The sequence below is a fragment of the Algoriphagus formosus genome, assembly GCF_002807035.1.
GTDB classification, from domain to species: domain Bacteria; phylum Bacteroidota; class Bacteroidia; order Cytophagales; family Cyclobacteriaceae; genus Algoriphagus; species Algoriphagus formosus.
Window position 1 is genome coordinate 1,498,242 of the sequence record NZ_NIUC01000002.1, and the last position, 13,449, is coordinate 1,511,690.

The window sequence follows — 13,449 nt, forward strand, 5'->3', positions numbered from 1 at the left end:
GAGTGAAGTAAGTGGTAAATGGGGTTGGAAGGTTTGAAAGAGGGAAGGTTTGCTGAAAATTTTGAATCTCGGTTCAAATCTGTTCTGGGGCTCGTATTTCGTACTTCGTAATTGGAATTTAAGATAAGCCTGGGAGAAACCCTCCACCTTAACTTGTTTATCTATATTTTACAGAAAAAGCCCCCTACAATCTATTCATGATGATAGGGTTCGCCACGAAGAATCGTGAAGGCACGGTAAATCTGCTCGGCTAAAAATATCCGGATCATCTGATGAGAAAAGGTCATTTTCGAAAGGGAAATCTTCCCGTTTGCCCGCTGGTAAATAGCATCCGAGAATCCATAAGGCCCACCGATCACAAGAACCAACTGCTTGATACCGGCATTCATTTTTCCTTGAAGAAAGGCAGAAAACTCCATCGAAGTCATGCTTTTCCCTTTTTCATCCAAGAGGATTACCCAGTCAGTAGGGTTGATTTTTTTAAGGATTGCTTCTCCTTCCTTCGATTTTTGCTGGCTTTCCTGGAGGGATTTGGTGTTTTTCAGATCAGGGATGATTTCCCAATCCAATCGAATGTAATGTTGTAGTCTTTTTGAGTAAAGCTCTTGCAATTCAAGGATGGCAGAATGATCTGTTTTGCCGATAGCGATAATTTTAAGCTGCATTTGAAATGGCCCTAGGTGATAAAGAGGGCTTTTAGGTTTAAATCAATTTTTTACCGTTTAAAAATCTTCAATCGAATTTAACAAACATATTAATAATCAAACTGTTCTACTCTCACAAACCAAAATCAACTATCATGAAAAAAGTAGTAAGTATGATTGCGATGGCAATGTTTTTCGTTGCCTCCTCATTTGCCCCAAAAACAGATTCAGTTCACGAAGTAGAAGCTGATATCGTAGATTTGGCAGTAAGTACCGATTTCTTGTCAACTTTAGTTGCGGCCGTGAAGGCTGGTGACTTGGTAGACGTTTTGAAAGGCGATGGTCCTTTTACAGTTTTTGCACCAACCAATGATGCTTTCGCAGCACTTCCAGCTGGTACACTCGAAAGCCTTTTGAAGCCAGAAAACAAAGAAAAGCTTGTAGCGATTTTGACTTACCATGTCGTACCTGGAAAGGTGATGTCAACTGACCTTAAGAATGGTCAGAAAGCTAAAACCGTACAAGGTGGAGAAGTAACTGTTACTTTGAAGGATGGAAAAGCGATGATCAATGATGCTACTGTGACTGCTGCTGATATCGAAGCAGACAACGGAGTAGTACACGTGATTGACAAAGTGATTCTTCCAAAGATGTAATTCACTTCTATAAAACTTTAAAAGCCTGTTCGGATTTGATTCCAAACAGGCTTTTTTTATTTTATCAGCTCTTTTCGCTTTAGAATTGTCTCTAAAAATTTCCGCTCATTTTCAGAGTTGAAGATTTTGTAGGGTAAATGAATAAACTGAGCTTTCGATAGATAAAGTACAAAGGCGTCTTTAGGCATTTCAGCTTTTTTGATCATATTCCACTGAATTGGCATGCCTTGTTTGGTATTGACTTTCATCATGATTTGACGAGAATCTATTTCATAAGCTAGTTTCTCAAAAATCACCTTGTTTTGTTCCATTTGGGTTACACCGGCGAATTGAATTACCCAAAACAGGACGTAGAGACCATATCCAAGCAATCCGCCGATAATCCACCAAATCGATGGAATCCAAAAGTAGCCGCAGCAAATAGCCAAAGCGATAAGGATAACCCACCATTGCTCTTTGAGTACATTCACAAGGCCCATCTTGATGTAGGTACCAGTTGGAAGTTGGTATTTTTTTGTTTTTATAATCATTTTATGGTCTTTTTCAGGGCGCAAATATCCATGTATCCGTGGGATTAACCAAATCACTTGCTAAGGTTCTGAAAGTCTAATCCAAACAAAATGGCTTTCGGATTGCTTCGAATAGTGTATTCGATTAACTTAAGAGAAAATATTTGGGTATGAGTAGCTTGATGATCAATCTTTTCTTGGCGGGCTTTGCATATGTTATCATCATATATTTTGTCGCGATGATGACCAAAAACAGCCTGCGAAATGGAAAGAATGGAAGTGATGATGGAGATGGGGGAATCGAGAACTTCAAGCCTCCCAAAATCGATTTACCTCCCGGAGTCATCTGGCCTAAAGACTCCCCAAAGAAAACCAAACCTGATCCGGTAGAACTCTAGCTACATTTGGGACAAATACCCGTCACCAATAAGCTCATTTCTCGCTTTTTATATCCTTTGGGTAATTTCACTCCGGGTAAGGAAATATCCTCTAAGCAGCTAGTATCTCCGCAAACCTCACATTTGAAATGTACATGCTCATGATCGTGATCATGTTCATCCTCATGCGAGCAGAGAGCATATTTTGTGGCCCCGCTATCATCCAAAACTTTATGAATAATATCTTGCTCTAAAAAAGTATTGAGCGTTCGATAGATCGTCACCCGGTCAAAGTTACTCTTGAGTTTTTCTTCCAAATCACTGTGTGCCAAGGCTACCTGCCGATCCAAAAACTCCTGAATGATGTCTAATCGACAATCTGTGATCCGAAGCTTATGACTTTTTAATATTGTATGTGGGTTGACCATATCGTAGCATTCCAAATTACTAATATAAATAAAACGAAAAAAGGGCTTCCTTTCGGAGGCCCTTTTCAAGTATTTTAAAAGGATCTTACTTAGGCTCGAAAATCATATCGATGCGGGCATCCAAATCCTCTAAGTGTAACTTCGACATGCGGTCGGAAGTTCTCGGAATGGCTCCTTTTATTTGTCTTTGGAGGGTTTTCAGCTCTCCTCTTACCATTGGTCTGATGTCAGACTGAGATGCATTGATCTGAGGTCCAAGGAATCTACGGAACTGGGCAGGTACTTCTACCTCACCAGTCATAAGAAGCTCCAATCGCTCAATGTGTGCACGCTGCAGTGCTCTTCTGTGCACATCGATGCTAGAGCCTCTGCTTAATTCTGTCCAAATCCCTTTGCGGAGATCATCGAATAGCTCAGTCATTCTGTAAGCCTCGCTTCCGTTAAGTGCTTCATTTTCGATCACTCTACCCAAGCGTCCCCACTCAAGGATTCCATTGAGTGTATTTACTTGTAGGCTACGGATTCGCTCTAGAGCACCGAAATCTCCTGTACGGGCAATGATTTCTTCTTCCATCAACCAACTTGGAGTCTGGAAGAGGTTTTCATTCAAGAAAGCTACAGCTGATTGCTGCATTTCTTTAGAATTGTGTGTGTAGACTGGCTCTTCCTGACCTGAAGCGCGATAGACTTCCATCACACCACCTACGTGAGTTCGGACATGTCCCATGTATCGGTTGAATTGACCCAAAACCTGGCCATACATTTCCTCTAGATCGCTAAAGTCCTTGTAAGGCTTTTCTTCCTCACGTGTCCACTCCATCAGGTTTGGCATGATACGCTTTAGGTTTTCGATACCATACTCAGATGCAAGCATGGAGTTGTCACCCAAATCTTCGCTCTGAGTGGTAGGATCGTAGCTATTACCTTGACGACCATATCGGTAAACAGGATCTCCCTGCTTTTCCATGATCCACTTGTCGAGTGTTGCTTGCTCTTCTTCTGGAGTGCTAGCCTCAGGAATTGGCTTGTAGCCCCACATGATCGCATATTTATCGTAAGGTCCCACATCCGGCATCAAAGAAACACCCTCGTCTTCCGGCTGTGCTACATAGTTGAATCGTGCATAATCCATGATAGATGGAGCTGTACCCATTGTTTTGGTGAATTCCGGATCACGAAGTTTCTCGACCGGATAAGCATTGGAGGATGCGAAGTTGTGTGGAAGACCTAGTGTATGTCCCACTTCGTGAGCAGATACAAATCGAATCAATCGTCCCATCACTTCATCCTTAAACTTCACGCTACGAGCTTCAGGATTTACAGCTGCTGTTTGAATGAAGAACCAGTTTCTCAATAGGTTCATCACATTGTGATACCAGCCGATATCAGATTCGATGATTTCACCTGATCTTGGGTCGGATACGTGTGGCCCATATGCATTTTGAATATCAGAAGCGAAATAACGGATCACAGAATAACGTGCATCTTCCGGACTCCAGCTTGGATCTTCTTCCGGGCTAGGAGCTTCTTTGGCGATGATAGCATTTTTGAAACCTGCAGCTTCAAAAGCCTTCTGCCAGTCCTCAACACCTTGCTTTAAATAAGGCACCCACTTTTTAGGAGTAGCTGGATCGATGTAATAGACGATCGGTTTAACTGGCTCAACCAATTCACCTCTCTTGAACTTCTCCATATCTTCCGGCTTGACTTCCAGTCTCCAGCGATCCAGGAATCTTCTGGATTCAGCTTTTTGTGCGTCAGCACCATAGTCTACATAGGATCGGCTAAACCAGCCAACTCGTCTGTCCGACAATCGCTGCATCATTGGCTCCTTTGGAAGAAGGACCATAGAAGAGTTCATCTCCAAAGTAATCAATCCCGTAGAGCTGTTTGATGGAGGATTTTGCGCTGTGTAAGTCATTACATAGCGGGCCTCAATATTGATTGGGTAGGTGTGAATGTGCTTAATGTATGATCGATCACTATCCAATCGCTGTACTCTGTACTGTGTACGTCTGTTGCGCGGTAAGCCTAGAGCCTGTACATCCTTTGCAAAAAGATCCGTTGCTTCGATGACGATTCCGGTAGAATCAGTTGCGTTGGACTTGACGTCAAATTTTTGAAGGATGGGCTCTAAATTGGAGTTTTTCACCGCCTGAGCGATTGGAAGAGAATCAGCTGCAAAATTGTCAACCGAAACTACTTTCAGGAGAATCATATCTCCTTCTTTCTCCCATCGTAGCATCATGGTATTGGTACGCTCGCCACCATAACCTAGTCCGTCTGCGGTTTTAGCGATGGTAGTGACCATGAGCATGTCTCTGCCAAGCAAAGAGTCTTGAAGCTCATAGAAGTATTTATCATCTATTTGATGGACTTTGAAAAGCCCTTCCATAGTTTTTGCCTCCTTGGTGATGACATCCTTGTAGGGTTTAGGTCCCTTTTTGTTGCCATTGCCGTTGGAAGGCTTAGCTGCGGGGGCTGCGGGAGTATTTTTGGCATCTTTTTTCTTTTTCCGCTGCGCAAAGCTGTCCTCGGAATAGAACATAACACCAAGAATTCCCACTAGAAACATTAATCTCCTGAGAAATTTGGGTAGTGTGTTTTTCATAAACCTTATTTTTATTTTCATTTAAAGTAACTTTCAAAATTAAGCTTGTGCACCCATCCGAACTTATTATTTGATGGGCGGTTAATAATTAAAATTAAAGGCAGAACCTTGGGAATTAGGAAAAATATTGGAATTGTAGGGGGAGGGCTTGCCGGCTTGGTTTCTGCATATCTACTGGCCAAAAACGGACATTCGGTCCAGCTTTTTGAGAAAAAAAACTATCCGTTTCATCGTGTTTGCGGTGAATACCTATCCAATGAAGTGGTCGATTTCCTCAAGCGTGAAAGTCTATTTCCAGAATCCTTGCATATTCCACAAATCGATACTTTTGAGTTTTCGGATACTTATGGGCAGAATGTCTTGGCTGATTTGGATCTAGGAGGAATTGGTATCAGTCGCTTTGTCCTAGATGATTTTTTATTTCAAAAAGCAAAGGCCGCCGGGGCAACTATTCATACGGGTATTCAGGTTCAAGAAGTGACTTTTATTGATGAAGGAAGCTTATTTGAAGTTACTTTGGCTGATGGGAAGACTTTTTCTTTTGATTATGTCATTGGTGCTTTTGGAAAGCGGTCTCGGATTGATTCAGAAATGGGGCGGGCTTTTACGCAAAAGCGTTCTCCCTTTATTGGTGTCAAATACCATATCCGGATCGATCGGCCAAGAAATGTGGTGGCTTTGCACAATTTCAAGCGGGGCTATTGCGGTATCAATGCAGTAGAAGGTGATCGCTTTAATCTTTGCTACTTGGGTAGAAGAGAGGATTTACGGAAATATGGTTCTATCCCTGATATGGAGCGGGAAATTTTATGGAAAAACCCCCATTTGAATCGGATTTTTCAGGAAGCTGAGTTTCTTTTTGACAAACCTGAAGTCATCAACGAGATTTCTTTCGAGAAGAAATCGCCAGTGGAGCAGCATATCCTGATGACAGGAGATTCTGCTGGCCTCATCACCCCGCTCAATGGAAATGGAATGGCGATGGCTATTCATGCTGCTTATTTGGTGGCTGAGACTCTAGACCAATTTGACAACCGGGAAGAAATCGAATCAAATTACCGAAAATTATGGAAGGAGCATTTTGAAAATCGCCTCACTCTAGGAAGGTGGCTTCAGCGACTTTTTGGATCGAATATGACTTCATCTTTCGCCCGAAAGCTTTTGGCTGACTATCCCTATTTCTCCAGAAAAATAATTCAAAATACTCACGGAGAGCCTTTTTAATACCCAAACACCTGCATCACTTGGGTGTATTCCAAGAAGAAATAGATGAAGAAAGCATTCAAAACGATCGCCGAAATCCAATTCATTCCCATCGCCCAGGAGTAAGTAGCATAGCGATCAGGCTGTTTGCGGACAAAGGCAAACCAAATCAAGAAATACAGTACGATGGGTGCCATGGCTCCCAAGAATACCCAAAGTATAGGCTCTAGACCCTTATCTAGAAAATACCAGCCAAATCCTGCTCCGGTAAGTGTGAAGAATAATGCTGAAAAGGAAAAGGTCCCGATTATTCCCAGTTTTCTACTTAAAGTCATATCCCCACGTCTTGCATCCTCGGAGTGCTGATAGACTTGTGTGAGGGGGTAATTCCCCCAAAGCATCAAAGAGGTAAGAAATCCCGGGATCACTACATGGGACTTAACTATCACATCCCATCCAAAATCACTCAGTCCCGCATAGGCCATGGCAAAGGTAAAATAGCCCTGAAAAAGGCCGGCGATTAGCCAACTTAGCCAAGGGTATTTCTTTAGCCGGATGGAAGGATGTGAATAGGCCATGCTGACAAGTCCATAGACGAGAATCATACTTGCAAATTCCCAGTTGATCAGCCATCCTAAACCAATGGCCATCAGGAAAAAAACCATGGATAAGGCCCATAGGTCTTTGGTGACAGTGGGTGGTTTTTTCAAACCTCCAATGCTCTCAGTATCCTTGTCATAGTAGCTGTTGTATCCATTGGAAGAAGGGTAGAGAAAAAGATGTAAGGCTAAGAAAACATACAATAACCTACTTTCATTGAGATTTGGTGTAAGTCCCAAAGCAAACAGAAATACCGGCATCAAAAAGAGTGAAAAAGGGATGCGGAGGTGAAGAATACTGGATCGGGTAATCATAGAATGAATAACCTTTGCGTTAAATTTAGGTTTCCTAAGAAGTGCTTCTAATGTAAAGATTATCCGCTAACTTACCTGCATGCCTTTTATCAATCGTATCGGTCGGGCCAATCCCGGCAGTCCTGTTGCCCAAGAATCCATCGCCAAATTCATGAAAATTGCTCATGGATTGGATGCTTTGGAAGGGAGGAAACTTGATTTTTTATATCGAAAGTCAGGTATTCAAAGTCGCTACAGTGTGCTGGAAGATTTTGAGCAGGACTCGGTGGAGGATTTCTCTTTTTTTCCAAAAAATGAAACCCTAGAACCCTTTCCAGGTACAAAAGCCCGGATGGATGTTTTCGCCAAAGAGGCACCGAAGATTTCGCTGGAAGCTGTCCAAAACTGTCTAAAAGATTCTGAGGTTCAGCCTAGTGAAATCACGCATATGATCTTGGTGTCTTGCACAGGCATGCTTGCTCCCGGGGTCGAGATGCAATTGATGGAAGCGCTGGGGATGAATCCGGCCACAGAACGCTATTGCATTCATTTTATGGGTTGCTATGCAGCCTTTTCAGGAATCAAATTAGCCGATAAAATCCTTCGCGCCGAGCCGGATGCCAAGGTGCTTTTAGTAGCAGTAGAACTTTGTACTCTGCATTTTCAGAAAGCGTACACAGAAGATAATTTATTGGCTAATTCTCTGTTTGGAGATGGAGCGGCTGCGGCCTTGCTTTCCAATCAGGCGGAAGGCTTTGAAATCAAAGACTATTCTTGCGCCATCCTTTCACAGGGAGCCAAGGATATGGCTTGGAGTATCGGCGATTTTGGATTTGAAATGTCACTCAGCAAATATGTCCCCGGGATTTTGAATGAAGGAGTGGAGCAATTGAAGGCTGAATTTGAAAACCGGTTCAAGCTTTCAAAGATTCGAAATTTTGCCGTACATCCTGGTGGAAAGCAAATTTTGGAAAAGGTCCAAGAGGCCTTTGGCTTTGATCCTAAGTGTAACCAACATGCCATGGGCATTCTTCGGCAGTTTGGCAATATGTCTTCCGTTACTATTTTATTTGTGCTGCATGCTATGCTTTCGGATCAGTCACTTTCAGGAGACATACTGAGTATGGGTTTTGGTCCGGGACTGACACTAGAGACACTTTTGCTTGCTAAATCATGATTGATTTCTCCCAAAGAAGTACGCAGAAAGAGTGGATGGATGATCTGGAATGTGAAGGTGAGGTTTTGGAGCAAACTTTAAAGGAACTCAAGACAATCAATCGCTGGCTAGGAGGGAATCATGTCACTACCGATGGAATTCAAAAATTAATCAATGCGGCACCGCCAAAGGGCCGGTGGAAGGTAGTGGATATAGGCTGTGGAGGTGGAGATATGTTGCGTGTCATGGATGATTGGGCAGTCAAAAACAGTCAAAACATAGATTTTGAGGGAGTTGACGCCAATCCAAACATCATTGATCTCGCCAAAACTAGATTATCTGACAAACCTTCTATAAATTTGTCGGTACAAAATGTCTTTGAAGAGGCATTTGTGGAAGAAAAGGCGGACATCATTACTTGCACCCTTTTCACCCATCATTTTACGGATAGCGAATTAGTGGCCTTGCTTAGTACTTTGCTTCAAAAGGCCAATCTTGGGATCGTCATCAATGACCTGCACAGACATCCCCTAGCTTATCATAGCATTCGACTTTTGACCAAGGGATTCAGTAAATCCCCGATGGTTGTGAACGATGCGCCCCTTTCGGTGCTGAGAAGTTTTAGTCGCCAAGATTGGAATAATATTTTGGGTCAAGCGGGAATATCCGATTTTTCGCTCCGTTGGTTTTGGGCGTTTCGATGGCAAGTGGTGATTTCTGTTTGAAATAGAATTTACTTTAACTTAAAATCAAATAGTATGGAAATTACACCAGAAATGGTCGATTCACTTATTGCACAAGGGATAGATCTTGTGTGGCTTATTATTCCCAAATTGATCTATGCGGCCTTATTTTACCTGGTAGGTCGATTTATAATTGGTAAGATTCTCAAGGGTTTCAATAGAGTGCTGGAAAAGCGTGACAAGAATCCCTCATTGAATAACTTCTTAAGTGGCGTGGTAAAAGCTGCGCTGTATGTTTCCCTTTTTATTGGAATTGCTACCGTCTTGGGAGTTCCCTTGACCTCTTTTGTGGCGATTTTAGGTGCTGCAGGTTTGGCCATCGGTCTGTCGCTGCAGGGATCCCTTTCCAATTTTGCTGGCGGAGTCTTGATCTTGGTATTTAAACCATTCAAGTCTGGAGATGTGATCGTCGCCCAAGGACATACAGGGGTAGTCAAGCAAATCGGGATTATTTATACCCGAATGACCACTTTTGACAACAAAGAAATCATCATCCCCAATGGTGGGCTGGCAAATTCGGATGTAGTCAATATGAGCACGCAGGAAACCCGAAGAGCTGATTTGACAGTGGGAGTGGCTTATGGTACCAATATCAAGGTAGCAAGAGAGACTATCCTGGATATTTTCAAAAATGATAAGCGGGTACATCAGGATCCAGAGCCGGTAGTTTTCTTGAATAATTTTGGCGATAGTAGCCTAGACTTGGTGGTCAGAGCATGGACCGATGCCGGAGATCTTTGGCCAGTGTATTTCGATACCATGGAGGCTATCAATACTGCCTTTGAGGAGAAAGGAATTGAAATCCCTTTCCCACAACGAGTGGTGCATCAGGGTAAAGACTGATGGCATTGGCATTTTCAAAAAAAAGGAGGCTTTCGGGTCTCCTTTTTTTGGTTTAGTCTGAATTTGATTTGGAAAATGTCAGATTGAAAAGATGATGGCTGGTAAGCTCTGGGAAAGCTGGAGTAAAGTCATAGGCTTTCAGGTTCGTGGAGACACGAACCGGGGCAAAAAAATGCAAGCAAGTCGTAAAGCTTGTACCCCATCTGAGCTTAGAATAATCGTTTTACTGGGCGGAGTCCCAGAACCTCTATGGGAGTAATTACGCCCAAATATCCCATGGAATTTGTAATTCCATTTCCTAGAGTTCAACCTCCCGAAATCGCTATGCTCATCGGGACAGCCACTTTAAGGTTGCTTAAACCAAAATGAATTCTATATTATTTTCCTAGGTTTCACCTAGGGCTCCGCCACGATGGACAAGTTATTGAGAAGTTCAATCCTTACAGGATCTTTTTCCAATCACTCAAAAGATCACCAGTGCTGACCCCAAAGGGGTCCAACCTTTAAATAACCACGGGTGAAACCCGTGGATTTGGTAATCATCATCTATTCAAAATCACCCGACCCTTACGGGGTCGAACTTCTTTATTTGTTGCCTTTTTTCAATTCATTTCCGAAATTCAACTATTCTTTTTTCATTCAAAACTAATACGTTATGGCCACACATACTCAACTTTTATATCACTTTGTTTTTTCTACCAAGCACCGGGAACCCACTATAGTTCTTGACCATAAAAAGCGGCTTTTTGCCTATATCCACCAACTATTAACCAATAAAAACTGCCATTTGTACCGGATCAATGGTATCGAGGATCACCTTCATATTTTGACACATGTTCACCCTACCATTTCAATTTCTTCTTTAATCAAAGACATCAAACTGGCAGCAGATGATTTTATCAAAAGGGAAGATATTTTTCCAAAATTCAAAGGCTGGCAAGATGGTTATGGAGCATTTTCAGAGTCCTATCTGGCCAAAGATCGATTAATCAATTATATCAAAAATCAGGAAGAGCACCATCAGAAAGTTTCATTTTTGGATGAATATAAGTCACTTTTGAAGGAACATGAAATAGAATTTGATGAAAAATACCTGCTTTGAGTTCAACCCTTTCAGGGTTGCCAAAACCTAATTGCTACCATTCACTTTCCCTAGGTTTCACCTAGGGCTATTCAAATGTTCGACGGCTTCACCGTCTTTTTGCCATCGCGATTTATGATGAAAAATTCGACCCTGAGAGGGGCCTGCCTATCGGCAAAGGCAGGTCAAACCTCTTAATACCTGTGTGCCTCAGGCGTAGCCATGGGTGAAATCCATTAATTCAAAGTGAAAAATAAGCGTATGCGTATCGACCCTGACAGGGTCGAAGTTTTACCTACCGAAACCCACTTCCTAAGTACCCCCCCTCCCATTTCAACAATCTCCATCAAGCCAAATCATCCACCAAAACCTTGTAGGTAGGATCTTCGATGATATTGACATCGATGATTTGGTCTGCCTTGGAAAGGAGCTTTCTACAGTCCGGACTCAAATGACGCAGATGGACTTTTTTACCCACCTTTTGGTAACGCTCGGTGATTTTATTCAGTGCTTCGATTGCTGACATATCCACCACCCGGCTTTCTTCAAAGTCGATAATCACCTCTTCTGGGTCATTCAATACATCAAACTTTTCGCCGAAGGCAGTCACCGAACCGAAAAATAAAGGCCCAAACATTTCATAGTGTTTCACGCCCTTTTCATCCACATACTTTCTAGCACGGATTCGCTTGGCATTATCCCAAGCAAAAAACAAGGCAGCCAAAATCACCCCGATCAATACCGCGAGAGCTAAATTATGGAGAACAGCAGTAATCAAAGTGACTAAAAACATTAAGAAAATATCCTTTTTAGGCATTTTGGTGATGGTGCGGAAACTTGCCCATTCAAAAGTCCCAATCGAGACCATTATCATCAATCCAGTCAAGGCAGCCATTGGTACTTGTTCGATTAGGCTAGAACCAAACACGATAAAGACCAAAAGCATCACTGCAGCGACAATTCCCGAAAGTCTTGCTCGGGCTCCAGAAGATACATTGATCAAGCTTTGGCCGATCATCGCGCAGCCACCCATTCCGGAGAAGAATCCGGAAGCAACATTGGCAGCTCCCTGTGCTATGGCTTCTTTATTACTTCGACCTCTTGTCTCGGTGATTTCATCGACAATATTGAGGGTCAAAAGCGACTCGATCAAACCAACCCCCGCCATAATCGCTGCGTAGGGGAAGATGATTTGTAAAGTCTCTAAGTTGAAAGGGATAGCCGGAATGTGAAAAGGAGGAAAACCACCTTTGATACTTGCCATGTCTCCCACTGTTTTGGTATCTATTCCAAAGGCTACCACAATTCCAAAAACGATTAAAATAGCCGCCAAGGATGCTGGCACAGCCTTGGTGAGTTTGGGAAGTCCCCAAATGATCAACATGGTCAAGAGTACCAATGCAAGCAGAATATACAAGGTCTCTCCAGTAAGCCAATTGCCATCTGCACCCTTAAACTGATCCAATTGAGACATGAAAATGATAATGGCAAGCCCGTTGACGAAGCCAAAAATGACCGGATGAGGAACCAAGCGGATGAACTTTCCCAGCTTGAGGCTACCTGCCAGAATCTGTATCAAACCGGATAGAACCACTGCTCCAAACACGTATTCCACGCCATGCGTAGCCGCTAAGGTGACGATTACTACTGCAATGGCTCCTGTTGCACCGGAGATCATACCGGGACGTCCTCCAAAAATGGAAGTGACCAAGCCCATCACAAATGCCGCATACAAGCCGGTCAGCGGAGAAAGTCCCGCAATAAATGCGAAAGCAACTGCTTCCGGTATCAAAGCAAGGGCAACGGTCAATCCTGACAGAACTTCAGTTTTGTAATCTACTTTTTGGCTAAAATCAAATAGGTTGAAATACTTCTTCATAAGGCTGTTCAAATCAATGAAAGAGGAATGTTTTGGTGCGTTGAGGTCCCGGGTCCAGACTGGCAGTCCAGCGCTACTTAGACAAATAGCAAAAATTAATGTGGCTTTTTTCGGGGCTTAAAGAATATCATTGCGTTGCAAAGGTAATGGAATTGTTTTTGCCAAAGAAAATTTTGAAACAGAGAAGGTGGATCTGACTGGCCTAAAGCCCTTTAAATCAGGCTTATCTCTGTTTGCAATCGATTTAGAGTCTGGAAGAAATCTTTGAAAGATATTCGTCTAATCCAAGTGGCCTCTGGCGAAGGTGACATTTTTTCGCACGAATGAATGGAAATGTGGCTTTTAGCCTCAGAGAGGTGTTTTAATAGTAGGGTCAGCTATTTGATAGAATAAACAGAGCTTCGGAGAGGCGATTTGATTAGTGTT

13 protein-coding genes are annotated in these 13,449 nt (G+C 42.7%); 7 read left to right on the top strand and 6 right to left on the bottom strand.

Features of this window, described 5'->3' with window-relative positions; genetic code table 11:
- Window positions 1-191: 191 nt before the first annotated feature.
- Complete coding sequence (gene rlmH / locus CDH51_RS12840; RefSeq protein ID WP_100628929.1) at window positions 192-665, bottom strand: 23S rRNA (pseudouridine(1915)-N(3))-methyltransferase RlmH; 474 nt, start codon at window positions 663-665, stop codon at window positions 192-194.
- Between the two features lie 134 nt (window positions 666-799).
- Between rlmH and CDH51_RS12845 the strand changes: the two genes are divergently transcribed.
- Entirely contained in the window at window positions 800-1,300 is a 501-nt protein-coding gene (locus CDH51_RS12845) for a fasciclin domain-containing protein (protein ID WP_026946758.1), read from the top strand.
- 56 nt (window positions 1,301-1,356) lie between these two features.
- On the opposite strand, the gene CDH51_RS12850 is transcribed toward CDH51_RS12845, so the two are convergent.
- Window positions 1,357-1,830, bottom strand: a complete 474-nt coding sequence (locus CDH51_RS12850; protein WP_026946759.1) for a YcxB family protein — start codon at window positions 1,828-1,830, stop codon at window positions 1,357-1,359.
- A gap of 149 nt (window positions 1,831-1,979) precedes the next feature.
- Between CDH51_RS12850 and CDH51_RS12855 the strand changes: the two genes are divergently transcribed.
- Entirely contained in the window at window positions 1,980-2,207 is a 228-nt protein-coding gene (locus CDH51_RS12855; protein WP_026946760.1) for a hypothetical protein, read from the top strand.
- On the opposite strand, the gene CDH51_RS12860 is transcribed toward CDH51_RS12855, so the two are convergent.
- Both CDH51_RS12860 and CDH51_RS12865 read right to left on the bottom strand, forming a co-directional pair.
- Window positions 2,204-2,614 (bottom strand): Fur family transcriptional regulator, encoded by a 411-nt coding sequence (locus tag CDH51_RS12860; protein WP_026946761.1) that lies wholly within the window; start codon window positions 2,612-2,614, stop codon window positions 2,204-2,206. The genes CDH51_RS12855 and CDH51_RS12860 overlap by 4 nt on opposite strands.
- A gap of 85 nt (window positions 2,615-2,699) precedes the next feature.
- Window positions 2,700-5,225, bottom strand: a complete 2,526-nt coding sequence (locus CDH51_RS12865; protein WP_198514304.1) for a zinc-dependent metalloprotease — start codon at window positions 5,223-5,225, stop codon at window positions 2,700-2,702.
- Window positions 5,226-5,333: 108 nt separating this feature from the next.
- Between CDH51_RS12865 and CDH51_RS12870 the strand changes: the two genes are divergently transcribed.
- Window positions 5,334-6,449, top strand: coding sequence for an NAD(P)/FAD-dependent oxidoreductase (locus tag CDH51_RS12870; RefSeq protein WP_100629436.1), 1,116 nt, complete (start codon window positions 5,334-5,336; stop codon window positions 6,447-6,449).
- Here CDH51_RS12870 and CDH51_RS12875 read toward each other — a convergent pair.
- Window positions 6,446-7,342 carry a UbiA family prenyltransferase gene (locus CDH51_RS12875; protein WP_100628931.1) on the bottom strand — a complete coding sequence of 299 codons (897 nt, stop codon included), beginning with the start codon at window positions 7,340-7,342 and terminating at the stop codon, window positions 6,446-6,448. The genes CDH51_RS12870 and CDH51_RS12875 overlap by 4 nt on opposite strands.
- Before the next feature lie 79 nt (window positions 7,343-7,421).
- Between CDH51_RS12875 and CDH51_RS12880 the strand changes: the two genes are divergently transcribed.
- The 4 genes from CDH51_RS12880 (at window position 7,422) to tnpA (ending at window position 11,165) form a co-directional block, all read left to right on the top strand.
- The gene (locus CDH51_RS12880) at window positions 7,422-8,498 is read left to right on the top strand and encodes a type III polyketide synthase (protein ID WP_100628932.1); all 1,077 of its coding nucleotides are present in this window, start codon (window positions 7,422-7,424) and stop codon (window positions 8,496-8,498) included.
- The gene (locus CDH51_RS12885; RefSeq protein WP_100628933.1) at window positions 8,495-9,202 is read left to right on the top strand and encodes a methyltransferase domain-containing protein; all 708 of its coding nucleotides are present in this window, start codon (window positions 8,495-8,497) and stop codon (window positions 9,200-9,202) included. Before CDH51_RS12880 ends, CDH51_RS12885 begins: the two co-directional genes overlap by 4 nt.
- Before the next feature lie 33 nt (window positions 9,203-9,235).
- A complete protein-coding gene (locus CDH51_RS12890; protein ID WP_100628934.1) occupies window positions 9,236-10,063 on the top strand; it encodes a mechanosensitive ion channel family protein in 828 nt (275 codons plus the stop codon).
- Window positions 10,064-10,718: 655 nt separating this feature from the next.
- Complete coding sequence (tnpA, locus tag CDH51_RS12895; RefSeq protein ID WP_100628935.1) at window positions 10,719-11,165, top strand: IS200/IS605 family transposase; 447 nt, start codon at window positions 10,719-10,721, stop codon at window positions 11,163-11,165.
- 325 nt (window positions 11,166-11,490) lie between these two features.
- Here tnpA and CDH51_RS12900 read toward each other — a convergent pair whose 3' ends face one another.
- Window positions 11,491-13,023, bottom strand: coding sequence for a SulP family inorganic anion transporter (locus CDH51_RS12900; RefSeq protein WP_100628936.1), 1,533 nt, complete (start codon window positions 13,021-13,023; stop codon window positions 11,491-11,493).
- Window positions 13,024-13,449: the final 426 nt, after the last annotated feature.

Excerpts from the sequence above, each read along its gene's own strand:
- rlmH (WP_100628929.1), bottom strand. The coding sequence starts at position 665 with ATGCAGCTTAAAATTATCGCTATCGGCAAAACAGATCATTCTGCCATC.
- CDH51_RS12845 (WP_026946758.1), top strand. The coding sequence starts at position 800 with ATGAAAAAAGTAGTAAGTATGATTGCGATGGCAATGTTTTTCGTTGCC.
- CDH51_RS12850 (WP_026946759.1), bottom strand. The coding sequence starts at position 1,830 with ATGATTATAAAAACAAAAAAATACCAACTTCCAACTGGTACCTACATC.
- CDH51_RS12855 (WP_026946760.1), top strand. The coding sequence starts at position 1,980 with ATGAGTAGCTTGATGATCAATCTTTTCTTGGCGGGCTTTGCATATGTT.
- CDH51_RS12860 (WP_026946761.1), bottom strand. The coding sequence starts at position 2,614 with ATGGTCAACCCACATACAATATTAAAAAGTCATAAGCTTCGGATCACA.
- CDH51_RS12865 (WP_198514304.1), bottom strand. The coding sequence starts at position 5,225 with ATGAAAAACACACTACCCAAATTTCTCAGGAGATTAATGTTTCTAGTG.
- CDH51_RS12875 (WP_100628931.1), bottom strand. The coding sequence starts at position 7,342 with ATGATTACCCGATCCAGTATTCTTCACCTCCGCATCCCTTTTTCACTC.
- CDH51_RS12880 (WP_100628932.1), top strand. The coding sequence starts at position 7,422 with ATGCCTTTTATCAATCGTATCGGTCGGGCCAATCCCGGCAGTCCTGTT.
- CDH51_RS12885 (WP_100628933.1), top strand. The coding sequence starts at position 8,495 with ATGATTGATTTCTCCCAAAGAAGTACGCAGAAAGAGTGGATGGATGAT.
- CDH51_RS12890 (WP_100628934.1), top strand. The coding sequence starts at position 9,236 with ATGGAAATTACACCAGAAATGGTCGATTCACTTATTGCACAAGGGATA.
- tnpA (WP_100628935.1), top strand. The coding sequence starts at position 10,719 with ATGGCCACACATACTCAACTTTTATATCACTTTGTTTTTTCTACCAAG.
- CDH51_RS12900 (WP_100628936.1), bottom strand. The coding sequence starts at position 13,023 with ATGAAGAAGTATTTCAACCTATTTGATTTTAGCCAAAAAGTAGATTAC.